Source organism: Pseudomonas sp. CYM-20-01 (assembly GCF_023169845.1).
GTDB classification, from domain to species: Bacteria; Pseudomonadota; Gammaproteobacteria; order Pseudomonadales; family Pseudomonadaceae; genus Aquipseudomonas; species Aquipseudomonas azotoformans.
Genome location: NZ_AP025169.1, coordinates 5,893,977 through 5,918,631, shown reverse-complemented (window position 1 = coordinate 5,918,631; position 24,655 = coordinate 5,893,977). Strand labels below are relative to the sequence as shown.

The 24,655-nt window shown below is 60.8% G+C and carries 20 protein-coding genes and 1 rRNA gene; 15 read left to right on the top strand and 6 right to left on the bottom strand.

What is annotated here, in order from left to right; genetic code table 11:
- The first annotated feature begins 95 nt into the window (after positions 1 to 95).
- From rrf to M2497_RS26925, 9 genes are all read left to right on the top strand, one after another.
- Positions 96 to 211, top strand: a 5S ribosomal RNA gene (gene rrf, locus M2497_RS26965).
- Positions 212 to 356: 145 nt separating this feature from the next.
- Positions 357 to 3,809 (top strand): exodeoxyribonuclease V subunit gamma, encoded by a 3,453-nt coding sequence (gene recC, locus M2497_RS26960; protein WP_248484530.1) that lies wholly within the window; start codon positions 357 to 359, stop codon positions 3,807 to 3,809.
- Positions 3,806 to 7,480 (top strand): exodeoxyribonuclease V subunit beta, encoded by a 3,675-nt coding sequence (gene recB / locus M2497_RS26955; RefSeq protein ID WP_248484528.1) that lies wholly within the window; start codon positions 3,806 to 3,808, stop codon positions 7,478 to 7,480. Before recC ends, recB begins: the two co-directional genes overlap by 4 nt.
- Positions 7,477 to 9,546: an exodeoxyribonuclease V subunit alpha gene (recD, locus tag M2497_RS26950; protein WP_248484527.1), complete on the top strand. Its 2,070-nt coding sequence runs from the start codon at positions 7,477 to 7,479 to the stop codon at positions 9,544 to 9,546. The genes recB and recD overlap by 4 nt, the downstream gene beginning before the upstream one ends.
- A 142-nt stretch (positions 9,547 to 9,688) precedes the next feature.
- Positions 9,689 to 10,264 (top strand): YfiR family protein, encoded by a 576-nt coding sequence (locus tag M2497_RS26945; RefSeq protein ID WP_248484525.1) that lies wholly within the window; start codon positions 9,689 to 9,691, stop codon positions 10,262 to 10,264.
- Positions 10,261 to 11,523 (top strand): diguanylate cyclase, encoded by a 1,263-nt coding sequence (locus M2497_RS26940; RefSeq protein ID WP_248484523.1) that lies wholly within the window; start codon positions 10,261 to 10,263, stop codon positions 11,521 to 11,523. Before M2497_RS26945 ends, M2497_RS26940 begins: the two co-directional genes overlap by 4 nt.
- A 4-nt stretch (positions 11,524 to 11,527) precedes the next feature.
- Positions 11,528 to 12,019, top strand: a complete 492-nt coding sequence (locus M2497_RS26935) for an OmpA family protein (protein ID WP_248484513.1) — start codon at positions 11,528 to 11,530, stop codon at positions 12,017 to 12,019.
- Positions 12,020 to 12,338: 319 nt separating this feature from the next.
- Positions 12,339 to 13,187, top strand: coding sequence for an EamA family transporter (locus M2497_RS26930; protein WP_248484511.1), 849 nt, complete (start codon positions 12,339 to 12,341; stop codon positions 13,185 to 13,187).
- Positions 13,187 to 14,134 carry a LysR substrate-binding domain-containing protein gene (locus M2497_RS26925; protein WP_348984780.1) on the top strand — a complete coding sequence of 316 codons (948 nt, stop codon included), beginning with the start codon at positions 13,187 to 13,189 and terminating at the stop codon, positions 14,132 to 14,134. Before M2497_RS26930 ends, M2497_RS26925 begins: the two co-directional genes overlap by 1 nt.
- A gap of 45 nt (positions 14,135 to 14,179) precedes the next feature.
- Here M2497_RS26925 and M2497_RS26920 read toward each other — a convergent pair whose 3' ends face one another.
- Both M2497_RS26920 and M2497_RS26915 read right to left on the bottom strand, forming a co-directional pair.
- Positions 14,180 to 14,470, bottom strand: a complete 291-nt coding sequence (locus tag M2497_RS26920) for a DUF3077 domain-containing protein (RefSeq protein ID WP_248484507.1) — start codon at positions 14,468 to 14,470, stop codon at positions 14,180 to 14,182.
- Between the two features lie 332 nt (positions 14,471 to 14,802).
- Complete coding sequence (locus M2497_RS26915) at positions 14,803 to 15,750, bottom strand: LysR family transcriptional regulator (protein WP_093128239.1); 948 nt, start codon at positions 15,748 to 15,750, stop codon at positions 14,803 to 14,805.
- Between the two features lie 129 nt (positions 15,751 to 15,879).
- Here M2497_RS26915 and M2497_RS26910 point away from each other — a divergent pair, with 129 nt between their 5' ends.
- Both M2497_RS26910 and mmsB read left to right on the top strand, forming a co-directional pair.
- Complete coding sequence (locus M2497_RS26910; protein WP_248484505.1) at positions 15,880 to 17,397, top strand: CoA-acylating methylmalonate-semialdehyde dehydrogenase; 1,518 nt, start codon at positions 15,880 to 15,882, stop codon at positions 17,395 to 17,397.
- A 15-nt stretch (positions 17,398 to 17,412) separates the two neighbouring features.
- A complete protein-coding gene (gene mmsB / locus M2497_RS26905) occupies positions 17,413 to 18,300 on the top strand; it encodes a 3-hydroxyisobutyrate dehydrogenase (protein WP_248484503.1) in 888 nt (295 codons plus the stop codon).
- 47 nt (positions 18,301 to 18,347) lie between these two features.
- Here mmsB and M2497_RS26900 read toward each other — a convergent pair whose 3' ends face one another.
- Positions 18,348 to 19,058, bottom strand: a complete 711-nt coding sequence (locus M2497_RS26900) for a Sir2 family NAD-dependent protein deacetylase (RefSeq protein WP_248484501.1) — start codon at positions 19,056 to 19,058, stop codon at positions 18,348 to 18,350.
- A gap of 153 nt (positions 19,059 to 19,211) precedes the next feature.
- On the opposite strand from M2497_RS26900, the gene M2497_RS26895 reads away from it, so the two are divergent.
- Together M2497_RS26895 and M2497_RS26890 are read left to right on the top strand one after the other, a co-directional pair.
- Positions 19,212 to 19,748: an N-acetyltransferase gene (locus M2497_RS26895; protein ID WP_248484499.1), complete on the top strand. Its 537-nt coding sequence runs from the start codon at positions 19,212 to 19,214 to the stop codon at positions 19,746 to 19,748.
- A 39-nt stretch (positions 19,749 to 19,787) separates the two neighbouring features.
- Complete coding sequence (locus tag M2497_RS26890; RefSeq protein WP_248484497.1) at positions 19,788 to 19,958, top strand: hypothetical protein; 171 nt, start codon at positions 19,788 to 19,790, stop codon at positions 19,956 to 19,958.
- Positions 19,959 to 20,019: 61 nt separating this feature from the next.
- Here the strand turns inward: M2497_RS26890 and M2497_RS26885 are convergent, their stop codons facing one another.
- Complete coding sequence (locus M2497_RS26885; RefSeq protein WP_015885872.1) at positions 20,020 to 20,364, bottom strand: cupin domain-containing protein; 345 nt, start codon at positions 20,362 to 20,364, stop codon at positions 20,020 to 20,022.
- 240 nt (positions 20,365 to 20,604) lie between these two features.
- On the opposite strand from M2497_RS26885, the gene kynB reads away from it, so the two are divergent.
- Complete coding sequence (gene kynB, locus M2497_RS26880; RefSeq protein ID WP_248484495.1) at positions 20,605 to 21,255, top strand: arylformamidase; 651 nt, start codon at positions 20,605 to 20,607, stop codon at positions 21,253 to 21,255.
- Positions 21,252 to 22,109 carry a tryptophan 2,3-dioxygenase gene (gene kynA / locus M2497_RS26875; protein WP_248484492.1) on the top strand — a complete coding sequence of 286 codons (858 nt, stop codon included), beginning with the start codon at positions 21,252 to 21,254 and terminating at the stop codon, positions 22,107 to 22,109. The genes kynB and kynA overlap by 4 nt, the downstream gene beginning before the upstream one ends.
- Positions 22,110 to 22,147: 38 nt before the next feature.
- Here kynA and M2497_RS26870 read toward each other — a convergent pair whose 3' ends face one another.
- Complete coding sequence (locus M2497_RS26870; protein ID WP_248484490.1) at positions 22,148 to 23,551, bottom strand: amino acid permease; 1,404 nt, start codon at positions 23,549 to 23,551, stop codon at positions 22,148 to 22,150.
- 71 nt (positions 23,552 to 23,622) lie between these two features.
- Positions 23,623 to 24,630, bottom strand: a complete 1,008-nt coding sequence (gene antC / locus M2497_RS26865) for an anthranilate 1,2-dioxygenase electron transfer component AntC (protein WP_248484488.1) — start codon at positions 24,628 to 24,630, stop codon at positions 23,623 to 23,625.
- Between the last annotated feature and the right edge of the window lie 25 nt (positions 24,631 to 24,655).

Here is a 24,655-nt window from a genome sequence, read left to right as displayed (position 1 = left end):
ATGAACCGAAAGTTCGACGCTCACAAAGCACCGAAAGCTGTCACATACCCAATTTGCTGAAGCGAGGCCCAGGCCACGACTCAGTACCCGAATTTCTTGACGACCATAGAGCATTGGAACCACCTGATCCCATCCCGAACTCAGTAGTGAAACGATGCATCGCCGATGGTAGTGTGGGGTTTCCCCATGTGAGAGTAGGTCATCGTCAAGATTAAATTCCAGAACCCCTGACTGCTAACGCAGTCAGGGGTTTTGTTTTGGGCGGTCGAAAAGACAGCTAACATCCCAATTCGGCCAACAACTGTCCACAGTGCTAAAGTCGCACCCTCGATTTTGCCTTTCCCAAGGAAGCCGTTATGCCGGATGCGACGTCCCTTAGTGCTGGATTCATGGTGGTTCACGGCAACCGCCTGGACGAGCTTCGCAGCCTAGTGGTCAGTTGGATGCGCCGCTACCCCTTGGCACCCTTGGAAAACGAAATCGCCCTGGTACAAAGCAATGGCATCGCCCAGTGGCTCAAGCTGGCCCTGGCTGAAGATCCGGAAGACGACGACATGGGCGGTTGCGGCATCGCCGCAGCAATCGATGTTCAACTGCCCGGCAGCTTTATGTGGCAGCTCTACCGCATGGTCTTGGGCAAAGATGAAATCCCGCCCAAATCCCTGCTCGATAAAGCCCCACTGACTTGGCGCCTGATGCGCCTGCTCCCGGAGCTTATCGATCAGCCGCACTTCGAACCGTTGCAGCGCTTCCTCACCCACGACACCGACCTGCGTAAACGCTACCAACTCGCCGAGCGCCTGGCTGACCTGTTCGACCAATACCAGGTCTACCGCGCCGACTGGCTGGAAGACTGGGCCGCCGGCCGCCACCAGTTGCGTAACGGTCGAGGTGAATCCAAACCCCTTAACCCAGCCAACTGCTGGCAAGCCGAACTATGGCGCGCGCTGCTATTGGATGTTGGTGAAGAAGGCATGGCCGAAAGTCGCGCAGGCGTTCACCAACGCTTTATCGAGCGCATCAATACCCTGGAAAAAGCGCCCGAGGGCCTGCCATCCCGCGTCATCGTTTTCGGCATCTCCTCGTTGCCGGCCCAGGCGCTGGAAGCCCTCGCCGGCCTCGCGCGCTTCAGCCAAGTCCTGCTCTGTGTGCACAACCCTTGCCGACACCATTGGTCTGACATCGTCGCCGACAAAGACCTGCTGCGTAACGAATACAAGCGTCAGGCGCGTAAAGCGGGCATGCCGGTCACCATCGACCCACAAACCCTGCACCAGCATGCCCATCCGTTATTGGCCGCGTGGGGCAAACAAGGTCGTGACTACATCAGCTTGCTGGACAGCTATGACGACCCCAACAGCTACCGCGCCGCTTTCCGCGACGGTCGCATCGACCTGTTCAGCGACAGCGAGCCGACAACACTGCTCAATCAACTCCAGGACGATATCCTCGAACTGCGCCCACTCAATGAAACCCGCGAGCTATGGCCCGCCGTGGATCTGGAGCGCGATACCTCAATCCGCTTCCACATCGCCCACAGCGCCCAACGCGAAGTAGAAATCCTCCACGACCAACTGCTCCAACGCTTCAGCGCCGACCCCACGCTGCGCCCCCGGGACATCATCGTCATGGTCCCCGACGTCGACAGCTACGCGCCGCATATCCGCGCCGTGTTCGGCCAGCTTGAGCGCAACGACCCACGCTTCATCCCGTTCACCCTGACCGACCAAGGCCAACGCGGCCGCGACCCTCTGCTGATTGCCGTCGAACACCTGCTGAAACTCCCCGACAGCCGCTTCCCCGTCAGCGAAATTCTAGACTTGCTCGACGTTCCAGCACTGCGCGAACGCTTTGCCATCAAGGAGCGCGACCTGCCCACGTTGCACCGCTGGATCGAAGGCGCCGGCATCCGCTGGGGGCTCAACGCCGAGCAACGTGCCGGCCTCGGCCTGCCAACGGAGCTGGAGCAAAACAGTTGGCGTTTCGGCTTGCGCCGCATGTTACTCGGTTACGCCGTAGGCACCGGCGCAGCGTGCGCCGGTATCGAGCCTTACGACGAAATCGGTGGACTCGACGCTGTCCTGATCGGCCCGTTGGTCGCCTTGCTCGACGCACTCAACGATGCGCACCAAGCCCTGTCGCAACCCGCTCCCGCCAAGGAGTGGGGTGAACGCCTGCAACGCTTGATGCAACTGTTTTTCCTGCCGAGTAGCGAACACGACGACTACCTGTTGGGCCAACTCGAACAACTCAGAGAAACGTGGCTGGAAACCTGCGAGTCCGTTGGCCTGTACGATGACTTACCCCTCACCGTAGTCCGTGAAGCCTGGTTGGCGGGTTTGGATCAAGGGCGCCTGTCCCAACGCTTCCTCGCCGGGGCTGTCAATTTCTGCACACTGATGCCCATGCGTGCAATTCCCTTCAAGCTGGTGTGCCTGCTCGGTATGAACGACGGCGATTACCCGCGCGCGCAACCACCGCTGGACTTCGACCTGATGGGCAGTGACTACCGCCCCGGTGATCGTTCACGCCGCGAAGACGACCGCTACCTGCTGCTCGAAGCGCTGCTTTCAGCCCGTGACCAGCTCTATATCAGCTGGGTTGGCCGCAGCATTCGCGACAACAGTGATCGCCCGGCCTCGGTGTTGATCGGCCAACTGCGTGACCATCTGGCCAGTGGCTGGCACTCCGCTGACAGTGACGAGCCGCTGATCGATGCCATGACTCAAGAGCACCCACTGCAACCATTCAGCGCTCGCTACTTCCATGAGGGCGATGTGCTGTTCAGCTATGCCCGCGAATGGCAGTTGCTCCACGAGGCAGCCGATGCCACCGCAACAGAACCCGTCCTGGCACCTCATCAACAGGACGAGCCCCTGAACCTCGGCCAGCTTCAGGACTTCCTGCGTAACCCGGTCAAACACTTCTTCAGCCAACGGCTGAAAGTGTTCTTCGAGGCCGCCGAAGTACCGCTGGCTGACGAAGAACCCTTCGTGCTCGACGCACTGCAACGCTACAGCCTGAGCGACAGTCTGCTTAGCGCAGCACTCACCGAGCCCGATCACTTCGACCAGGCCCTGAACGCCCAGGCTTTGCGCCTACAAGGCAGTGGCCTGTTGCCGATGGTGGGTTTCGGCGAGTGCCTGCGCAACGAACTGATCGAACCCTTGCCTGGCCTGCTGCAACGCTACCAACAATTATTGGCCCTCTGGCCCACCCCGCACCCCGGCGCCGAGCCGATCAGTTTTGAGCATCGCGGCATTCAGTTGGAAGGCTGGATCAGCGGGCTGCATCGACGCAGTGATGGCGGGTTGCTGAGCGTCACCACCATCCCCAACAGCATCGGTTCGATCAAGACCCGCAAGTGGCATCGCCTGATTCGGCCCTGGGTCAATCACGTAGTGGCCTGCGCCTGCGGCCTGCCGCTAAGCACCGCCTTGGTGGCCAGCGACGACACCTTGCTGCTGCCACCGCTGGATCGAGCCCATGCCCAGGAAATCCTCGGCAACCTACTGCTGGCCTGGCATACAGGGATGAGCAAACCGCTGCCCCTTGCCGTCAAAACCGCGTTTGCGTGGCTCGGCCAAACCGATCCAGCCAAGGCCGAAGCGGCTGCGAGTAAAGCCTATGAAGGTGACGGGCTCAATAACGAAGGCGAGCGCCGCGAAACCCCAGCGCTCACCCGGCAATTCCCCGACTACGCCACACTCATCGCCAGCGAAGAATTCGAAGGATGGTGCGAAACCCTGTATCGCCCCCTGCTCAACGCCCCCTGGCGATCACTCACCGGCGAGGAGGCCAGCGCATGAACAGCAAACCCTTGGCCCTGGCCTTCCCGCTCAACGGCAGCCAGCTGATTGAAGCCAGCGCCGGCACCGGCAAGACCTTTACCATCTCCGCCCTCTACCTGCGCCTGGTCCTCGGCCACGGTGGCGATGAATCAGGCTTTGACCGCGAACTGCTGCCGCCGCAAATCCTGGTAGTGACCTTCACCGATGCTGCCACCAAAGAGCTGCGCGAACGCATCCGCATCCGCCTGGCTGAAGCAGCACGCTTCTTCCGCGAAGAAATTGAACAGCCCGACGCTCTGATCGCCGATCTACGCGATGAATACCCGCTCGAACAATGGCCCGCCTGCGGCAACCGCCTGGACATCGCTGCGCAATGGATGGACGAAGCCGCCGTTTCGACCATCCACAGTTGGTGCCAGCGCATGCTGCGCGAGCACGCCTTCGACAGTGGCAGCCTGTTCACCCAGACCCTGGAAACCGACCACAGCGACCTGCTTGGTGAAGTGCTGCGCGACTACTGGCGGCTGTTCTGCTACCCGATGCACGACGATGCGCTCAACTGGGTGCGCAACAACTGGGGCGGGCCCGCCGCGTTGATGCCTCGGGTACGTGCGCTGTTCGGCAGCGAACGGCCCGCCGATGAGACCCGCGAGCCCGCCGAGCTGATCAACGCCTGCCTGCAAGAACGCCGTGAAGCGCTGGTACAACTGAAGGCGCCGTGGCAGCAATGGGCCGCCGAGCTACGTGATATCTGCCTGCAAGCCGTGGCGGCCAAAGCCGTCGATGGTCGCAAGATGCAAGCCCGCTACTTCGAACCCTGGTTCGAGAAGATCAGCGCCTGGGCTGCTGACGACACCCTCGAACAACTCGATATCGGTACCGGCTTCACTCGCCTGACACCCGACGGCATGGCCGAAGCCTGGAAGGGCGAGCCGCCGCGGCATCCCGGTATCGATGCCATGGCCGGCCTCAAGGCTGCCCTGGATGCCTTGCCGACGCCCGACGCCGCCGTGCTGCAGCACGCGGCGGGTTGGGTTGGCAAACGCTTCGAAGAGGAAAAGCGTCGACGCGCCGAAATGGGCTTCGACGACATGCTCATCCGCCTCAACGCCGCCCTGCAAGCCGACGGCGGCGAACGTCTGGCGAGTGTGATCCGCGAGCAATTCCCGGTGGCCCTGATCGACGAATTCCAGGACACCGACCCGGTGCAATACAGCATCTTCGACAGCATCTACCGCATCGAAGAAAACCACCTCGACAGCGGCCTGTTCCTGATCGGCGACCCCAAGCAGGCGATCTACGCTTTCCGTGGCGCCGACATCTACACCTACCTGCGCGCCCGCCAGTCCACCACCGGCCGCCATCACACCCTGGGTACCAACTTCCGCTCCAGCCATGCGATGGTCGAGGCGGTGAACCATGTGTTCCAGCGTGCGGAAACGGGCCGGGGTGCGTTCCTGTTCCGCGAGCCGGATGGCGAAAACCCCGTGCCGTTCCATTCGGTGCTGTCCCAAGGCCGCAAGGAGCACTTGCAGGTCGATGGGCACACGTTGCCGGCGTTGAACCTCTGGCACTTGCCCACCGATCAGCCGATTTCCAACGTGCTGTATCGTCAGCAATTGGCGGCAGCCTGTGCCACGCACATTGTTGAATTGCTCAACGGTGGGCAACAAGGCACTGCCGGTTTCCTGCAACCGGACGCGAGCTTCAAAGGCGTGCTGCCGTCAAACATTGCCATCCTGGTGCGCGACGGCAAGGAAGCCCAGGCGGTGCGCGCCGAACTGGCCGCCCGAGGTGTGCGCAGTGTTTACCTGTCCGACAAAGATTCGGTCTTCGCCGCCCAGGAAGCCCACGACCTGCTGGCCTGGCTCAAGGCCTGCGCCGAACCGGACGTGGAGCGCCCGCTGCGTGCCGCGTTGGCCTGCGTCACCCTGAACCTGTCTTTGCCGGAACTGGAGCGTCTGAACCAGGACGAACTCGCGTGGGAAAGCCGCGTCATGCAGTTCCGTGGCTACCGCGTAATCTGGCGCACCCAAGGCGTGCTGCCGATGCTGCGGCGCCTGCTGCACGACTTCAAACTGCCGCAAACCCTGATCGCGCGCAGTGACGGTGAGCGTGTGCTGACCAACCTGCTGCACCTCAGCGAACTGCTGCAACAGGCTGCATCGGAACTGGACGGCGAACAGGCGCTGATCCGCCATCTGGCCGAACACCTGGCGCTCTCGGGCCAGGCGGGTGAAGAACAGATTCTGCGCCTGGAAAGTGATGAGCAACTGGTCAAGGTCGTGACCATCCACAAATCCAAAGGCCTGGAATACGACCTGGTTTTCCTGCCGTTCATCTGCTCGGCCAAACCGGTGGACGGTAGCCGCTTGCCGCTGCACTACCACGATGAACACGGCAAATCCCAGGTGAGCCTGCGCCCAACGCCTGAGTTGATCGCCCAGGCCGATAACGAGCGCCTCGCCGAAGACCTGCGCCTGTTCTACGTGGCCCTGACCCGAGCCAAACATGCGTGCTGGCTGGGCATCGCCGACCTCAAGCGCGGCAACAGCAATAGCTCCGTGCTGCACCTGTCGGCACTGGGCTATTTGCTTGGCGCAGGAGCATCGCTGGGAGAGTCCGCCGGTTTGGCGCGCTGGCTCTTGGACCTTCAAGAGGGTTGCACGGCAATCAACTACGCCCAAGTACCCGAAGCGCAAGACATCGTCTTCCACCCACCGCGCAACCAAGCCACGCTGCGTGCGCCCCTGCTGCCCAAGCGCAAGGCGGCGGAAAACTGGTGGATTGCCTCCTACAGCGCCTTGCGCATCGGCGACAGCATGAGCGCTGCCACGCTCGAAGCGCCGGAGAACCCGCAGGCCCAGAAGTTGTTCGATGACGAACGCCTCGACCCCGACGCACCCCGCGAAGTGGCGGCATCTGGCGGCGACATTCACCGTTTTCCACGCGGTCCCAACCCCGGGACCTTCCTCCACGGTCTGCTGGAGTGGGCCGGGGAGGAGGGCTTCAACGTCACACCCGAGGCCATCGAAAAGGCCGTGGGCGCCCGCTGCAATCGGCGCAACTGGGAAGGCTGGATCATCACCCTGAGCAGTTGGCTCGGCCACCTGCTGCAAACGCCATTGCCGGTGGAAAACGGTCACGTTTCCCTCAGCGGGTTGCAGCAGTACCAGATCGAGATGGAGTTCTGGTTCGCCAGCCACAAAGTCGACGTACTCGCCCTCGACAAGCTTGTATGCCAATACACCCACAACGGCGCCTCCCGCGTTGCCGCCGAACCGGTGTTGCTCAACGGTATGTTCAAGGGCTTTATCGATTTGACTTTCGAGCACGGCGGCCGCTATTACGTGGCCGATTACAAATCCAATTGGCTCGGCCCCGACGATTCCGCCTATACACCGGACGCCATGGAACAGTCGATCCTTGAGCATCGGTACGACCTGCAATACGTCCTTTACCTGCTTGCCCTGCACCGCCAACTCAAGGCGCGCCTGCCGGACTACGACTACGACCGCCATGTCGGTGGTGCGCTGTACATTTTCCTGCGTGGCACGCAGTCGGCGAGCCAAGGTGCGTATTTCACTCGACCGCCGCGGGAACTGATCGAAAGCCTGGACCTGCTGTTCCAGGGCAAGCCTATCCCGCCCAAGGTTGAGCCCGCCTGGGAACAAGGAGTGCTGTTATGAGCCTGTCGCCGTTACCGCTGGAAGCGCTGACGCCCCTCAGCCACGCCGCCGACCTGGTGCAATTGCTGGAGCGTTGGGTGGATCGCGGCTGGTTGCGTGCCCTGGACAAAGCCTTCGTCGGCTTCCTGCACGAACTTGACCCACAGGCTGACCCGCTGGTGCTGCTGGCCGCCGCGCTGACCAGCCATCAATTGGGTCATGGTCACGTCTGCCTCGACCTGTTCGAGACCCTCAAGGCGCCGGACTTCGCCCTGTCGTTGCCGCCTGAAGGCGACTTGCAAACCGGCGCCATGCTGCTGCCGTCGCAGTTGCTCGACGGCCTCGACGGCGCGCACTGGTGCCACGCGCTGGCTGCCAGCCACCTGGTCGCGCTTGCCGTCGATGGCAGCGAGTCCGCCCAAAGTCGCCCGCTGGTCCTCTCCGGCAAACGCCTGTACCTGCGCCGCTACTGGAGCTACGAGCGGCGCATCGACTCGGCCTTACGCCTGCGGCTCGCCACCCAGGAAAACGTCGCCGCCGATTTGCCGCAGCGCCTGAACAGTTTGTTCGACCAGGCGCCGCCGGACGGCGTGATCGACTGGCAAAAACTCGCCTGCGCCCTGGCCACTCGCGGTGCATTCAGCATCGTCACCGGTGGCCCCGGCACCGGCAAGACCACCACCGTGGTGCGCCTGCTCGCGTTGCTGCAAGCGCCGGCCGTTGAGGCTGGCAGCCCGTTGCGTATTCGCCTGGCCGCGCCCACCGGTAAGGCTGCCGCACGCCTCACCGAGTCCATCAGTCAGCAAGTGCTGTCGCTGAAAGTGCCGGACAACGTGAAGGAAAAAATCCCGACCCAGGTCACCACCGTCCACCGCCTGCTGGGCAGCCGCCCGGGCACGCGGCACTTCCGCCACCACATCGGTAACCCGCTGCCTTTGGATGTGCTGGTGGTGGACGAAGCCTCGATGATCGACCTGGAAATGATGGCCAACCTGCTCGATGCCTTGCCGCCTCATGCACGCCTGGTGCTGCTGGGCGACAAGGACCAACTCGCGTCAGTAGAGGCGGGCGCCGTCCTCGGTGACTTGTGCCGCGATGCCGAAGCTGGCTTCTACAGCGCCGAGACCCGCCAATGGCTGCAAGCTGTCAGTGGCGAAGACCTCAGTTCCAGCGGCCTGCAGGAGGACCTCGACGCCAGCCACCCGTTGGCCCAGCAAGTGGTGATGCTGCGTTTCTCACGGCGTTTCGGCGAGGGCAGTGGCATCGGCCAACTGGCGCGTTGGGTCAACCAGCAAAATGCCGAAGAGGCGCGCAAGCTGCTGGCGGCGCGCAGTCACAGTGATCTGTTCTGCATCAGCCTCAAGGGCGAGCACGACCACGCCCTGGAGCGCCTGGTGCTGGACGGGCAGGGTGATGGTGCCCACGGTTATCGCTATTACCTGAACCTGCTGCAAAGCGCCCGCCCTTCACTTGATACCCCGCGCGAAAGCGACGCTTGGACCCACTGGGCGCAACAACTGCTGCACGCCTTTGATGCATTCCAACTGCTCTGCGCGGTCCGCAAAGGCCCCTGGGGCGTGGAAGGCCTGAACCTGCGCATCACTGCCGCCCTGCGCAAGGTGCGTTTGATCGAAGGCGACGAGCAGTGGTACGAAGGCCGCCCGGTACTCATGACCCGCAACGACTACGGCCTGGGCCTGATGAACGGCGATATCGGCATCGCGCTGAAACTGCCCGAAAGCGACGGCGGCCCCCAGGTGTTGCGCGTTGCCTTCCCACGCAACGACGGCCAGGGCGGTGTGCGATTTGTGCTGCCTAGCCGTCTGAACGATGTGGAAACCGTGTACGCCATGACCGTGCACAAATCCCAGGGCTCCGAGTTCACCCACACCGCATTGATCCTGCCGGATGCGTTGAACCCAGTGCTCACCAAAGAATTGATCTATACCGGCATCACGCGGGCCAAGCGCTGGTTCAGCCTGATCGAGCCCCGAGGCGGCGTGTTTGAAGAGGCGGTCAGGCGCAAGGTCAAGCGCTTGAGTGGGTTGATGCTGGAATTAGGCCACGAACCGGAAAAAACTGACTGACAGATCATGCCATTTTTCTGATTCAGTCGACTGATTTTTCTGGAAAAATAGCGGCCCCCGCGAAGGCCTACTCTTCGCGGGGTTTTGCGCCGCTGTGCTATCGTTGCGGCATCATCTAAAAAACACCTGAGAGAATCGCTGCATGAACGTGGCTGTCTCGCCCACAGAGCGCAGTTTGAGCTGGAGACGCCTGCTGCTGGTGGCGGTGCTGTGTGTGCTCGCGCCACACACCTTCGCCCAGGCGCCCGACCCCGCAGGCCTCGCCGCCCAGCGCGCCCAGTCGGTCACCCAAGTGGTACTCGGTATCCTCAGTTATGCGCGCTGGCCGGTCGAGCCTGCGCAATTGCGCCTGTGCATCGTCGGCCCCACCCAATACACCGACGACCTGATCAAAGGCACCACCCAGGCCACCGGTCGTCCGGTGGTGGTGCAGCGCCTGCTGGCCAACCATCCCGATATCGTCAATGCGTGCGATGCGGTGTACATCGGCAAGCTGAGTGCCGATGAGCGTAGCCAGTTGTTCACTTCGCTGATCGGTCACCCGGTGCTCAGCATCAGCGAAGGCGGCGACCAGTGCACCGTGGGCAGCCTGTTCTGCCTGCGGGTGAGTGATGAGCAAGTGTCCTTCGAGGTCAACCTCGACTCCGTCGCCCGCAGCGGTGTGCGCATTCACCCCAGCGTGCTGCAGTTGTCCCGTCGCCGAGCGCCTGCGCCATGAAGGCCGATAACGTGCGACCGACGTTGCGCTCGGTCATTGGCCGAGGGCACCTGATCCTGGCGCTGGTGGCCGTGACGCTGGCGAGCGTCTCGCTGACCCTGCTGGGTGTATTGGCGTTGCGGGTGTACGCCGAACACAACCTGCACCTGATCGCGCGCTCCATCAACTACACCGTCGAAGCGGCGGTGGTGTTCAACGACAGCGCGGCAGCCACCGAAGCCCTCAGCCTGATCGCCTCCACCGAAGAAGTGGCCCAGGCCGAAGTCTTCGACGCCAATGGCAAGTTGCTGGCGCAGTGGATACGTCCGGATACCGGCATGCTCTCGCGAGTTGAACTGGAACTGGCGCACACCCTGCTCGAACAACCCATCAGCCAGCCTATCCTCCACCAAGGCCGAGCCATCGGCAGCACTCACCTCACCGGTCACGGCGGTAGCCTCTTGCGCTTCCTGCTCAGCGGCCTGGCCGGGATCCTCATCTGCACCGCGCTCAGCGCGTGGATTGCCCTGCACCTGGCGCGACGCCTGTTGCGTGGTATCACCGGCCCACTGCAAAGTCTCGCCGCCGTGGCCCACGCCGCCCGTAGCGAGCGCGACTTCGACCGCCGCGTACCCCCGGCAAAAATCGCCGAGCTCGACAGCCTGGGCAGCGACTTCAATGCCTTGCTCGGCGAGATGGAAGCCTGGCAAAACCACCTGCAAAGCGAAAACGAATCCCTCGCCCACCAGGCCAACCACGACAGCCTCACCGGCCTGCCCAACCGCGCGTTCTTCGAAGGGCGTCTGATCCGTGCCCTGCGCAGTGCGGCCAAGGCCAAGGAACAACTGGCGGTGCTCTACCTCGACAGCGACCGCTTCAAAGAGATCAACGACAGCTTTGGCCACGCCGCCGGTGATGCCGTGCTCGTGGCCGTGGCCGAGCGCGTGCGTGCGCAATTGCGTGAGGATGACCTGGTCGCGCGCCTGGGCGGTGATGAGTTCGCCATCCTGCTGGCGCCGTTGCACAAGGTGGAAGACGCGCAGCGTATCGCCGACAAGATCATCGCCAGCATGGACCTGCCCATCCCCGTGCCCGGCAACACGCAGGTATTGACCTCCCTCAGTATTGGCATCGCCATCTACCCTGATCATGGCGCCACACCCGGCACCTTGCTCAATGCTGCCGACGCGGCGATGTACCAGGCCAAACGTTTGTCCTCGGGCGGCCAGCAACCGGCAGAGTCGGAGCCCTCCGCCGCCAACGTTCACCACAGGAGCTGATCCCTTGTTCTCGACCGTGCGTTTCATGTTTATCCCCATGCTGGTGGCACTGCTCGCCCTCGGCGGCTGCCAGACGCCACCCCCCAAAGGCCTTACCCCGGCGCAAGTAGCGGTCCTCAAGCAGCAAGGCTTTGAACTGACCGACGAAGGCTGGGCATTCGGCCTGTCCGGCAAAGTGCTGTTTGGCAGCGACGTCGAGACGCTCAACCAACCCAGCACCGACATCGTCCAACGCATCGGCAAGGCCCTGCTGGGCGTGGGCATCGAACGCGTGCGCGTCGACGGCCACACCGATGCATCGGGCAAGGAAACCTACAACCAGCAACTGTCCCTGCGCCGGGCGAAAAGCGTGGCGACGGTGCTGACCGGCGTGGGTATGAAAGAAGAAAACATCCAACTGCGCGGGTTGGGTAGCAGCGAGCCGGTGGCCTCCAACGATACGGCGGCAGGGCGCACGGAAAATCGGCGGGTGTCGATTGTGGTGATTGCGGACTGAGGCCGTCCCACCAATCACAATGTGAAACCCAATCAACTGTGGGAGGGGGCTTGCCCCCGATGGCGGAGTGTCAGAACCAAATGCATTGGCTGACCCACTATCGGGGGCAAGCCCCCTCCCACATTTGGTTTTGCGGTGTGCCTGAAACAGCGTTTACTAAGTAATTTTTTCGTAGGAAAGCTCTGCCATGACGAATGTTGATGGCTAGGCTGACGAGGTTTCGCTTTCTCGCACGAAGTCGGCTTAGTTAAATGGCCGCTCTGAGTCGCCCCAAAGCTCATCATTCAAATCCTCCGATACCAGCCACAAGCCGAGCCCCATGGACAACTCCGATATCGCGATCACGCTGGTCTTGATCTCAGCTTTCATGCACGCCACTTGGAACGCTGTCGTCCGCGCCGGCAGCAGTCGCTTCATGACCTTGGCCATGGTGGATGGCACCGCGCTGGTGATATGCCTGTTGGCGTTGCCGTTTGTCAGCGTGCCGAGCCTGGAGGTGTGGGGCTACATCCTCGTCTCCGTGGGACTCAATACGGTCTATCGGCTATTTCTGATCAAAGCCTACGAAACGGGAGATTTCGGGCAGGTGTACCCGGTGATGCGTGGGATACCGCCGGTATTGGTCGCGTTATTTTCCTACTTTCTGTTGCATGAGCAGTTGTCACGCGAGGCGCTGGCGGGTGTGGTGTTGATTTGTGTAGGCATTATCAGCCTGACCTTTGTGCGCAGGATGACGGCGCAGATGCTCAAGCCGATCCTGATGGCGGTGTGTGCCGGGGCGTTCATCGCGGCTTACACGGTGGTGGACGCCAAAGGCGTGAGAGCCAGTGAAACGGTGTTGCAATACATCATCTACCTGACGGTATTCCAGAGCATTCCGATCCCGGTGCTGGCGTTTTCCAGGGAGCGTTTGGCCTTGATGCGTGCGATACGTAGGCATTGGCGAGTCGGCCTGTTGGGCGGTGTTTTTTACCTGGCGTCTTACGGATTGGTGTTGTTTGCGTTGTCGCTGGACGCGGTGGCCAAGGTCTCAGCGCTGCGGGAAACCAGTGTTATTATCGGCGCCATTATTGCCGCGCTGTTCTTTCGCGAACAGTTCGGTTGGCGACGGATGCTGTCGGCATTCGTCATTGTTTGCGGGATCATCTCTATCAAAGTGAGCACATGATGGCCCGGCGTCCGCCTCCCACTCCGATGCTTCAAGCGTTCGTCAGCGCTGCGCAAACCGGTAGCTTTGCGCGTGCGGCGTCGCAGCTTAACCTCACCGCCAGTGCCATCAGCCATCAAATTGCAGGCCTGGAGGAGTGGTGGGGCGTGCAGTTGTTTGAGCGGCATTCGCGCGGCGTCAAACTGACCTCCGCGGGGCAGGCTTTGTTGCCGGTCACCGACGGATTTTTCAAGGCGCTGGATGGGGTCTTGCATTCACTCAACCCCGCAAAGTCCCGTCCGCTGTACCTCTCATGCACGTCCTCGCTCTGTTCGACATGGCTGATCCCCAGGATGCACGGCTCTCACACTGAGGCTTCGTTCAACCTTGATCTGGTGTTGACCAGCGCCGACATCAACAGCACCAGTCTGGAAGCGCATCAATACGATGTCGCTGTGGTGATGGGGTACGGCGAGTACCCGGATCATCATGTTGAACTGCTGATGCGTGACGCGGTGTTCCCCGTTTGCTCGCCGGAATTTCTGCGGTTGAAGGGGGATATCGCGCCGGGGGATGTCGCCCAATATCCGCTGATTCATCGGGTGGACGATCAGGTGTGTCCGGGGTGGGAAAGCTGGTTTGCGTTTCAGGGCCTGCCGACTCCGCCTTATCACCATGGGCCGCGATTTCCGGATTCGAGCCTGGCGATCAATCTGGCGGTAAAGGGCACAGGGATTGCGCTGGGCAGGACTGCATTGGTGTATGACCAATTGGAAAACGGTGCATTGGTTGCGTTGAAAAGCCCCGTGATGATGTCCCCAGCGGCCTACTACATCATTTGTCGAAATGGGCGGCAGTCAGAGCCGGATATTGCGCGTCTGATTGAATGGCTCAAGACCCGTGCGGGTGAGTTCCTGCGCGAAGTTCGGGCTCGGTATCCACAAATAGCCGGTACCACCGCCGTTTAAATGTGGGAAGGAGCAGGGCTCCTCCCGCATTCGAACGGTGTTCGCTTAACGGCCCGGTGTCATCGCTTGCGTCAGGTCATCGACCACGGCTTTGCCCATTTCACACAGGTAATGCGCGGCCCACGCGTATTGCTCGCAGCGTACATCCATGGCGGCTTCCATCGCGAGTTTCTTGGAGTAGAACAGCAGGGTGGAGGCGTGTTCCAAGGCTTCCTCGATCGGCATGCCGGAATTGACGCGGAACAGGGGGTTTTCGTTTTCACCATAGTCGCCGAAGGTGACGACGCCGAGGGTGGTGATGGAGGAAAGCGGTGGGTCGGGGACGATTTTGGACATGGTTTTTCCTTAGGTTAATAAGTAGAAACCGCCACAGCACGTCGCTAAACATGGAGAGGTGGCAGCTGTACGCGGGTTAGCGAACCGGTAACCTAGGGAACCCGGTAGACCCCGAAGGTCTCCCGCGCACAGCCGCCATAACACGATAAGGCAGGCAAAAATGCCAGCCAAAGGAGTTGCGGAGATTGAGCCTACGTTTCTCGGGTCGCTAAACCCAATCGCTGTTTTGCAGCGACCCGAGGAGGCTAGACAGTCAAATCTTGCGGCGCAATAGGCCAGAGATTCTCTAGGAAACGTCCTGCAAATTAAAGCGAATCATCGTTGATGGCCCTTTAATCCGCGAACCTGATCTCCCTTGTCTCCCCCATCAACAACCCCTGATTCTGCTCCGTCACTTCCCTGATGTAATCCCACAACAACGTAATCCGCTTCAACTTGCGCAAATCCTCCCGGCAGTACATCCAGAACTGGCGAGTGATGGAAATCTGCTCCCCCAACACCGGCAACAACCGCGGATCCTGCGCCGCCAAAAAGCACGGCAGTATCGCCATCGACCGCCCCTGCTGCGCCGCCACGTACTGCGCAATCACGCTGGTACTGCGCAAACTGGCGCTGGCGCCGGGCACCACATTCGCCAGGTACAGCAGCTCCGAACTGAACGCCAGATCATCCACATAGCTGATAAACGGATGCTCGGCCAAATCCGCAGGTTTGCGGATCGGTGGGTGTTGGTCCAGGTATTCCTGGGTCGCGTACAGCTGCAATTTGTAGTCGCACAATTTGCAGCACACATACGGCCCATGTTCCGGCCGTTCCAGGGCGATGACGATGTCGGCTTCGCGCTTGGACAGGCTGATGAAGTGGGGCAGGGGCAGGATGTCGACCGAGATGGCCGGGTAGGTGTCGACGAAGTGGCTCAGTTGCGGGGTGACGAAGAAGCTGCCGAACCCTTCGGTGCAGCCCATGCGCACATGCCCGGACAGCGCCACGCCGGAGCCGGAGACTTGTTCGCAAGCCATGTGCAGGGTGCTTTCGATGGACTCGGCATAGCCGAGTAAACGCTGGCCTTCGCTGGTGAGGACGAAGCCGTTGGTCCGGGATTTTTCGAACAGCAGGGTGCCGAGGGACACTTCCAGTGAACTGATGCGCCGCGACACGGTGGTGTAGTCCACCGCCAGGCGCTTGGCGGCCACGCTGGCCTTGCGGGTGCGAGCCACTTCGAGGAAAAACTTCAGGTCATCCCAGTTCAGGGAGCCCAGCGACGTGATGTTTTTTTGCATATTGGTCCGGCTTTTATGTGCGTTCTTATTAGAGATTTGCACATCTATACTCCAAAAACAGTCCGAACGCCTCATTTCCCAAGGCGGTTACGCGCCTTGTCTCTGTATAAATATAAGATTGGAGACCACATGAACGCATCTGCCGATATTTCCGTGCAACAGGTCAAGTTGCTGATCAATGGTGAATGGGTCGAGTCCAAGACCACCCATTGGCAAGACATCGTTAACCCGGCCACCCAGCAAGTGCTGGCCAAAGTCCCTTTCGCGACCTCCGATGAAGTCAACGCCGCCATCGACGCCGCTCATCAAGCTTTCCAGACCTGGAAGCTGACGCCGATCGGCGCGCGCATGCGCATCATGCTCAAGCTGCAGGCCTTGATCCGCGAACATTCCAAGCGCATTGCCGTGGTGCTCAGCAATGAGCAGGGCAAGACCATTGCCGATGCCGAAGGCGATATTTTCCGTGGCCTGGAAGTGGTGGAGCACGCCTGTTCCATCGGCACCCTGCAAATGGGCGAATTCGCCGAGAACGTCGCCGGTGGCGTCGACACCTACACATTGCGCCAACCGATCGGTGTGTGCGCCGGCATTACCCCGTTCAACTTCCCGGCGATGATTCCGCTGTGGATGTTCCCGATGGCGATCGCCTGTGGGAATACCTTCGTCCTCAAGCCGTCCGAGCAGGACCCGCTGTCGACCATGCTGCTGGTGGAGCTGGCGCTGGAAGCCGGTGTGCCGGCTGGCGTGCTCAACGTGGTGCACGGTGGCAAGGATGTCGTGGATGCGCTGTGCACCCACAAGGACATCAAGGCCGTGTCCTTCGTCGGTTCGACGGCAGTGGGCACCCATGTGTACGACCTGGCTGGCAAACATGGCAAGCGCGTGCAGTCGATGATGGGCGCCAAGAACCATGCGGTGGTGCTGCCGGATGCCAACCGTGAGCACACCCTCAATGCCCTGGTCGGTGCCGGTTTCGGCGCGGCGGGCCAGCGTTGCATGGCCACCTCGGTGGTGGTGCTGGTGGGTGCGTCCAAGCAATGGCTGCCGGACCTCAAGGCCCTCGCGCAAAAGCTCAAGGTCAACGCGGGCAGCGAAGCCGGCACCGATGTCGGCCCGGTGATTTCCAAGCGCGCCAAGGCACGCATCCTGGAGTTGATCGAAAGCGGTGTGAAGGAAGGCGCCAAGCTGGAGCTGGACGGCCGCGACATCAAGGTGCCGGGCTTCGAGCAAGGCAACTTTGTCGGCCCAACCCTGTTCTCGGGCGTGACCACTGATATGCGTATCTACACCGAGGAAATCTTCGGCCCGGTGCTGGTGGTGCTGGAAGTCGACACCCTCGACCAAGCCATCGCCCTGGTCAACGCCAACCCGTTCGGCAACGGCACTGGCCTGTTCACCCAGAGCGGCGCGGCGGCGCGTAAATTCCAGAGCGAAATCGATGTAGGCCAGGTCGGCATCAACATCCCGATTCCGGTGCCGGTGCCGTTCTTCAGCTTCACCGGCTCCCGGGGCTCCAAGCTCGGCGACCTCGGCCCGTACGGTAAGCAAGTGGTGCAGTTCTACACCCAGACCAAGACCGTCACCAGCCGCTGGTTCGATGACGACACGGTCAACGATGGCGTCAACACCACCATCAACCTGCGCTGATTCCGGGAGACAACCATGAAGATTGCATTTATCGGCTTGGGCAACATGGGGGCCCCCATGGCCCGAAACCTGATCAAGGCAGGTCACGCGCTGAACCTGTTCGACTTGAACCAGGTGGTACTCAAGGAATTGGCCGAGTTGGGCGGCACCATCAGCGATTCACCACGCGATGCGGCGAAAGACGCTGAGCTGGTGATCACCATGCTGCCCGCCGCCGCCCATGTGCGCAGCGTGTGGCTGAATGAAGACGGTGTACTCGCCGGCATCGGCAAAGGCGTACCGGCGGTGGATTGCAGCACCATCGACCCGCAAACCATCCGCGACGTAGCGGCTGCGGCGGCCAGGCAAGGCGTAACCGTAGCCGACGCCCCAGTCTCCGGCGGCACCGGTGGCGCCGCTGCTGGGACGCTGACTTTCATGGTCGGCGCCACCCCGGAACTGTTCGCTACCCTGCAACCGGTGCTGGCGCAGATGGGCCGCAACATCGTGCACTGCGGTGAGGTGGGTACCGGGCAAATCGCCAAGATCTGCAACAACCTGTTGTTGGGGATCAGCATGGTCGGCGTCAGCGAAGCCATGGCATTGGGCGACGCGTTGGGCATCGATACTCAGGTGTTGGCGGGGATCATCAACAGCTCGACCGGGCGTTGCTGGAGTTCCGACACCTACAACCCATGGCCGGGCGTGATCGAAACGGCGCCGTCGTCGCGTGGCTACACCGGTGGGTTTGGTGCGGACCTGATGCTCAAGGATTTGGGCCTGGCTACCGAAGCGGCACGTCAGGCGAAGCAACCCGTGATCCTGGGCGCCGTGGCCCAACAGTTGTATCAATCGATGAGCCAGCGCGGGGAAGGGGGCAAGGACTTTTCGGCGATCATCAACAGCTATCGCAAGCCCAAGTAGGGGCGTTTCCGGGAGCCTGCCTTCAGTGGGCCCCCGGGTTTTTGCGGTTAACGAGCCTTTTGGCCTTTCAGCCAGCATCCCACCACATAAGGCACCAGGCTTGATGCCTTTCCTCGCATGAATTCGTAGCCGTAGGGCTTACGCGAAACAGCCAGTCCAATCAGGACCTTTTCGGCAGAGTGCCTGGCTTTCGTAACCAAGCCTGCGGCCGGTTGAGTGGTCAGTGATGTGCCCACGGCCAGCACTTTCTCTGCGTTTTTAAAGTGCTGCAGCGCCTTCTCGATATTTGGCACATTTTCGCCATACCAGACGATATACGGGCGTAATTGGCTGCCTTTTTCACAGGTGTCGCCGAGCAAGATCGGCTTATCGTCGATCTTGTAAATCAGTTGCTCGTCGACCGTACTTTGCGCCAGGTTGATTTGACCATGCAGATGCAGAACACACGTGGACCCTGCCCGCTCGTGCAGGTCGTCGACGTTTTGCGTGATCACCACTACATCAAACTGCTGCTCCAACTCCGCTAGGGCGCGGTGCGCCGCATTGGGCTGCGCAGCCCACGCCTTGTGCCGCAACGCGTTATAGAACGCGAGCACGTCCGCGGGGTGTCTATGCCATGCCTCGGGCGTAGCGACGTCTTCGACGCGATGGTCCATCCACAGTCCGGTTTCGTCGTTGAACGTGTCCAGGCCACTTTCGGCACTGATGCCAGAGCCGGTGAAGATGACGATTTTTTGCCTGTCGAATTCAGCCGTCATGGGGAGGGCTCCATTGCTCGTGACGAATACGCCTGAAAAATCTTGAATTCATCGTTGGCCCAAGGCTACACCCGATCTTGCTACGGTTTGCGCCCTTTCGTTGTTAACGCGGCTTTCTGATCTTTCCACTCTACTCGTAAGAATCTGATCGTAATGGCACGTCGATACTCGAACTCCCTCAAGTACCTGGTCTTTCAATCTCAATCGAGAAAGGCGGCACTGGCTTCATTCATCGAGCAGTGGACTGCATTGGGCCATCAGTGGCTCGACGCTGCGAAAGTACGCTTCGATGTGATTGATGGTCGGGCCATAGAGGCGTTTTACCTCTGGGGAGGTGACGCCCAATTTCCCTGGGAGGATGTTCCGGCCTGGAGGGCCTTGGACGCTAAAGGGTTTGATTTGTCGATCTGGCACGATGAGCAACTATGTGGCCTCTGTTACGCAACGCCTCGTGACAGTAAAGTCACGATCAAGATTGTGCTTCTCGAAGGTAACTCAGATAGCGAACATCCCTTGAAAGGCTTGATCGCTGCGCTTGCCCTCGGCGCCATCGACGCATACGCGCGTGTCATCGGGTGCTCTCGAATCGAAATTCAGGAGCCACGACCAGACGTCGTACAGACGTATAAGCGACTTGGCTTCACCTATGACGAAAAGCACCGCCTTGTGATTTCAGTTGAGCGCACCTAGTATTGGGCGCATGTACAAGGCTCACAGAGGCTTGGGTTAATGAAAGCGACAAACCAGAAATCAGACACGCAATGGGTCGAGACGTTTTGCGCCGAAGCCAAGAAGCTTGGCGGCCCAACGTCTGCCAATCAAAAAAGGTTTTTCAGCGTAGCTATTGAGCATGGTAAAGACATGGAGCCGACAGGCCCCTTGGCTGGCAAGAGCCGCTGAAACGCACAAAAAACCGCCGTTACAGGCGGTTTTCTGTTCTTGAAATCAGCGGATTGCCAGTTCAAGCAAACACAAAATACTTACGCACCGTCTCGACCACTTCCCACGTCCCCTTCATCCCTGGTTCCACCACAAAGATATCCCCAGCGCGCAAGTGAATCGGCTCCATGCCTTCTGGCGTGATGATGCAGTAGCCTTCCTGGAAATGGCAGTATTCCCACTTCACGTAATCCACGTACCACTTGCCCGGTGTGCAGATCCAGGTGCCCATGATCTTGCTGCCGTCTTCGCTGGTGTAGGCGTTGAGGTTGACGGTGTGCGGGTCGCCTTCGAGCTTTTCCCATTTGCAGGCGTCCAGGACCGGCAGGGGGTGGGTGTCGCGCAGTACGGTGATGGGCTTGGACATGATGCCTCCGAGGCAGGGAATGGAAGGATCCACACTAAGGCCTGGGGCGTTGCGTCAGTGGTCTGAACTCGACATCGGGATGCCCAGAAGCGCAGCGGTGTTTATTTGATATAACCCATCACCAATCCGCTATTTCCTCGCAATAAGTGCGAAAGATTTCCCCCTTCACGCCAGAATTCGCAAGAAAATTCGCGGCCGGCCCTCGTATCATTCACCCCAGTAACCGCCGAGAGCCTGCAAATGAACCCAATAAAAACGTGGTGGGATATCAGCCCGCCCTTGAGTACGGCGACCCCGACCTGGCCGGGGGATACGCCGTTCCAGGAAGAGCGCGTATGGCAGTTTGGCCCGGAATGTCCGGTGAATGTCGGGCGCATCACCTTGTCGCCGCACACCGGCGCCCATGTGGATGCGCCGCTGCATTACAGCGCGGACGGCGCGGCCATTGGTGAGGTGTCGTTGGATGTGTATATGGGGCCGTGCCGCGTGCTGCATTGCCTGGACAGCGGCGCGCTGGTGCAGCCGCATCAGTTGGAGGGCCGTGTGGATAACGTGCCCGAGCGTGTGTTGCTGCGTACTTATCCACAAGCGCCGCTTACCGAATGGGATTCGAACTTCACCGCCATCGCCCCACAAACCATCGAGTTGCTCGCCAGCCTGGGAGTGCGCTTGATCGGTATCGACACGCCATCCCTGGACCCACAGCAGTCCAAGACCATGGATTCCCACAACGCCGTGGCGCGCCATGGCATGGCGATTCTTGAAGGCATCGTGCTCGATGACGTCCCCGAGGGCGACTATGAATTGATCGCCCTGCCGCTGCGTTTTGCCAACCTCGACGCGAGCCCTGTCCGCGCCATTCTCCGCCCGCTCAAGGAGCCCACGCGATGAGTCAATGTCCCTTCTCTGCCGATTATCAGCCGCCCGAAGAATGGCATAACGCCGAACTGAATTTTTCCGGGTCCATGAGCTACGGCGATTACCTGGACCTGGGCAAAGTCCTCAGCGCCCAGCACCCGCTGTCGCCGGACCACAACGAAATGCTCTTCATCATCCAGCACCAGACCTCCGAGCTGTGGATGAAACTGATGCTCCACGAGCTCAAGGCCGCCCGTGAACACGTGCGCCTGGGCGAGCTGCCACCGGCGTTCAAGATGCTGGCGCGGGTGTCGCGGATCTTCGATCAACTGGTGCACGCCTGGGCGGTGCTGGCCACGATGACGCCGTCAGAGTACAAGGCGATCCGCCCGTTCCTGGGCCAGTCGTCGGGGTTCCAGTCGTTCCAGTACCGTGAGATCGAATTTATCCTCGGCAATAAAAGCGCGGCGTTGTTGCGGCCCCATGCCCACCGGCCTGAGCTGTTGAACGAGTTGAAAGTGGCGATTGCCACGCCGTCGCTGTATGACGAAGCGATCAACCTGATGATCAAGGCGGGCCTGGCGATTGATCCGAAACGTGCCGAGCGCGACCCGACGGCGGCGACGGTTCACGATGAGTCGGTGGAGGCGGCGTGGCGCGAGGTGTATCGCGACCCGAACCGTTATTGGGACCTGTATCAATTGGCCGAGAAGTTTATCGACCTGGAGGATTCGTTCCGCCAGTGGCGCTTCCGCCATGTGACGACGGTAGAGCGGATCATCGGCTTCCAGCCGGGCACGGGTGGCACGGAGGGTGTGGGGTATTTGCGCAAGATGCTCGACACCGTGCTGTTCCCCGAGTTGTGGCGAGTACGCTCCACGCTGTAAACAAAATGTGGGAGGGGGCAAGCCCCCTCCCACAGGCATCACTGCGCGTTGACTACCGCGTGGCTCCTGCGAACCCGCAGCCGATAGGCAATGTAGATAATCCCCACCCACACCGGCATCGCATACACCGACTCGCTGATGCCCGGAATCGCCAGCATCACGCTGATGATCATCACCATGAACGCCAGGCACAGGTAGTTGCTGAACGGGAACCAGAAGGTCTTGAACGACGGCGTCAGGCCTTGTTCGCCCATGGCCTTGCGGAACTTGATGTGGGTGATGCTGATCAGCGCCCAGTTGATCATCAGCGAGGCAACCACCAGCGCAAACAGCAGCTCCAGGGCGCTCTTCGGTGCGACGTAGTTGACCACCACGCACAACATCGTCACCAGGGCCGAAATCGCCAGGGCGCGGATCGGCACGCCTTGCTTGTTCAACTTCATCAGCGATTTGGGTGCGTCGCCTTGCTCGGCCAGGCCGAACAGCATGCGGCTGTTGCAGTACACGCCGCTGTTGTACACCGACAGCGCCGCGGTCAGCACCACGAAGTTGAGGATGTGGGCGGCGGTGTCGTTACCGATCAGCGAGAAGATCTGCACGAATGGGCTGCCGCTGTAGGCGTCGCCCGACGCGCCAAGGGTCTGCAGCAGTTGGTCCCATGGGTAGAGCGACAACAGCACGGTCAGCGCGCCGACGTAGAAAATCAGGATGCGGTACACCACCTGGTTGATCGCTTTCGGGATCACTTTGCGCGGCTCGCTGGCTTCGGCGGCAGTGATGCCGACCAGTTCCAGGCCACCGAACGAGAACATGATGAACGCCATGGACATCAACAGCCCCATGCCGCCATTGGGGAAGAACCCGCCGTGGCTCCACAGGTTGCTGACCGTGGCTTGCGGGCCGCCGGTGCCGCTGAACAGCAGGTAGCAGCCGAGCACGATCATGCCGACAATCGCCACCACCTTGATGATCGCGAACCAGAACTCGGCTTCACCGAAGAACTTCACGTTGAGGGTGTTGATCAGGTTCACCGCCACGAAGAACACCAGCGCGCTGACCCAGGTCGGGATCTCCGGCCACCAGAACTGGATGTACTTGCCCACCGCCGTCAGTTCGGCCATGCCCACCAGTACGTAGAGTACCCAGTAGTTCCAGCCGGCCAGGAAGCCTGCGTAGCCGCCCCAGTATTTATGCGCAAAATGGCTGAAGGAACCGGCCACCGGCTCTTCGACGATCATCTCGCCGAGCTGGCGCATGATCAGGAACGCGATAAAACCGGCAATCGCGTAGCCGAGGATCATCGACGGCCCCGCCGACTTGAGTACCCCGGCCGAGCCGAGGAACAACCCCGTGCCGATCGCCCCTCCCAAGGCGATCAGCTGAATGTGCCGGTTCTTCAGGCCACGCTTGAGGCCCACCGGGTTAACCATGTCATCCGCCATTAACATTCCCTTCTACTTGTTTTTCTCAGGGTGGAGTGCACGCCGCATCTACCCCTCAGAAGTGCTGAGGGTCAGATATTACTCTGCGTGAACTTTTCGTAATACAACTGAACGCCATCAAGTGCCTGATCCGCCAGCCATTGTTGGACGGATTCGACCATTGGAGGGGGGCCGCACAGGTACATATCCGCCGATCTGTCCCGCAATTCGGCCAGGTCGAAATGCGCGGTGAGGTAGCCGCGTTTGCCGGGCCATTCGTCCGAGGGCGCGCTGAGCACTTCGGTGTAGCGAAAGCCCGGGATTTTCGCGGCGTAGGCCTGGATGCGCGCCGCTTCACACAAGTCTTCTGCGCCACGCACGCCGTAGTACAGGTGCACGGGCTGGTCGCAGCCGTTGACGGCCAGTTCATCGAGCATGCCCAGCAGGGCTGATAATCCGGTGCCGCCCGCCACCAGCACCAAGGGTTTGGTGACATGGCGCAGGTAGAAGGCGCCGAGTGGCGCTTCCATCATCAGTTCATCGCCGACCTGGCAGCGCTCGCGCAGGTAGTTGCTCATCACCCCATCGGGCAGCAGGCGCACCAGGAATTGCAGTTGATTGCCTGGCAGGTTGGCGAAGGAGTACGAGCGCCAACTGTCTGTGCCGGGCACCGCCAAGCGTGCATATTGGCCGGGCAAAAAGTCCAGCGCCTGCTCCAACTGCACCTGCAGGATCGCCGTGCTGGCCGACACTTGCTCAACCGCGCTCACGGTGCCCTTGACCTGAACCGGCCCCGGCGCATTGCACAAGCTCGAATCAAAGTCGAAATAGAATGTCGCGTCGGACTTCACCCGCGTCTGACAACTGAGCATCTTGCGCTGTTGCAGGTCGAGGCTGGACAGCGCTTCTTCGTCGACATAATCCTGGCTGTAGTCGCCGGACTCGCAACGGCCCTGGCAGGTGCCGCACACGCCTTCGCGGCAATCCAGCGGGATCTTGATGCCGTTGCGCAACGCGGCATCCAGCAGGATTTCATTGGCTCCGACGGGGAAGAACAGGGTCTTGCCGTCGGCAAAACTGAAGGCTACTTTGTGATTCATCCACCGTTCTCCATGGATTTTATAA

Excerpts from the sequence above, each read along its gene's own strand:
- antC (WP_248484488.1), bottom strand. The coding sequence starts at position 24,630 with ATGAATCACAAAGTAGCCTTCAGTTTTGCCGACGGCAAGACCCTGTTC.
- M2497_RS26885 (WP_015885872.1), bottom strand. The coding sequence starts at position 20,364 with ATGTCCAAGCCCATCACCGTACTGCGCGACACCCACCCCCTGCCGGTC.
- M2497_RS26945 (WP_248484525.1), top strand. The coding sequence starts at position 9,689 with ATGAACGTGGCTGTCTCGCCCACAGAGCGCAGTTTGAGCTGGAGACGC.
- M2497_RS26930 (WP_248484511.1), top strand. The coding sequence starts at position 12,339 with ATGGACAACTCCGATATCGCGATCACGCTGGTCTTGATCTCAGCTTTC.
- M2497_RS26910 (WP_248484505.1), top strand. The coding sequence starts at position 15,880 with ATGAACGCATCTGCCGATATTTCCGTGCAACAGGTCAAGTTGCTGATC.
- recB (WP_248484528.1), top strand. The coding sequence starts at position 3,806 with ATGAACAGCAAACCCTTGGCCCTGGCCTTCCCGCTCAACGGCAGCCAG.
- M2497_RS26920 (WP_248484507.1), bottom strand. The coding sequence starts at position 14,470 with ATGTCCAAAATCGTCCCCGACCCACCGCTTTCCTCCATCACCACCCTC.
- M2497_RS26895 (WP_248484499.1), top strand. The coding sequence starts at position 19,212 with ATGGCACGTCGATACTCGAACTCCCTCAAGTACCTGGTCTTTCAATCT.
- M2497_RS26940 (WP_248484523.1), top strand. The coding sequence starts at position 10,261 with ATGAAGGCCGATAACGTGCGACCGACGTTGCGCTCGGTCATTGGCCGA.
- M2497_RS26925 (WP_348984780.1), top strand. The coding sequence starts at position 13,187 with ATGGCCCGGCGTCCGCCTCCCACTCCGATGCTTCAAGCGTTCGTCAGC.
- M2497_RS26870 (WP_248484490.1), bottom strand. The coding sequence starts at position 23,551 with ATGGCGGATGACATGGTTAACCCGGTGGGCCTCAAGCGTGGCCTGAAG.
- recD (WP_248484527.1), top strand. The coding sequence starts at position 7,477 with ATGAGCCTGTCGCCGTTACCGCTGGAAGCGCTGACGCCCCTCAGCCAC.
- M2497_RS26890 (WP_248484497.1), top strand. The coding sequence starts at position 19,788 with ATGAAAGCGACAAACCAGAAATCAGACACGCAATGGGTCGAGACGTTT.
- mmsB (WP_248484503.1), top strand. The coding sequence starts at position 17,413 with ATGAAGATTGCATTTATCGGCTTGGGCAACATGGGGGCCCCCATGGCC.
- recC (WP_248484530.1), top strand. The coding sequence starts at position 357 with ATGCCGGATGCGACGTCCCTTAGTGCTGGATTCATGGTGGTTCACGGC.
- kynB (WP_248484495.1), top strand. The coding sequence starts at position 20,605 with ATGAACCCAATAAAAACGTGGTGGGATATCAGCCCGCCCTTGAGTACG.
- M2497_RS26900 (WP_248484501.1), bottom strand. The coding sequence starts at position 19,058 with ATGACGGCTGAATTCGACAGGCAAAAAATCGTCATCTTCACCGGCTCT.
- kynA (WP_248484492.1), top strand. The coding sequence starts at position 21,252 with ATGAGTCAATGTCCCTTCTCTGCCGATTATCAGCCGCCCGAAGAATGG.
- M2497_RS26915 (WP_093128239.1), bottom strand. The coding sequence starts at position 15,750 with ATGCAAAAAAACATCACGTCGCTGGGCTCCCTGAACTGGGATGACCTG.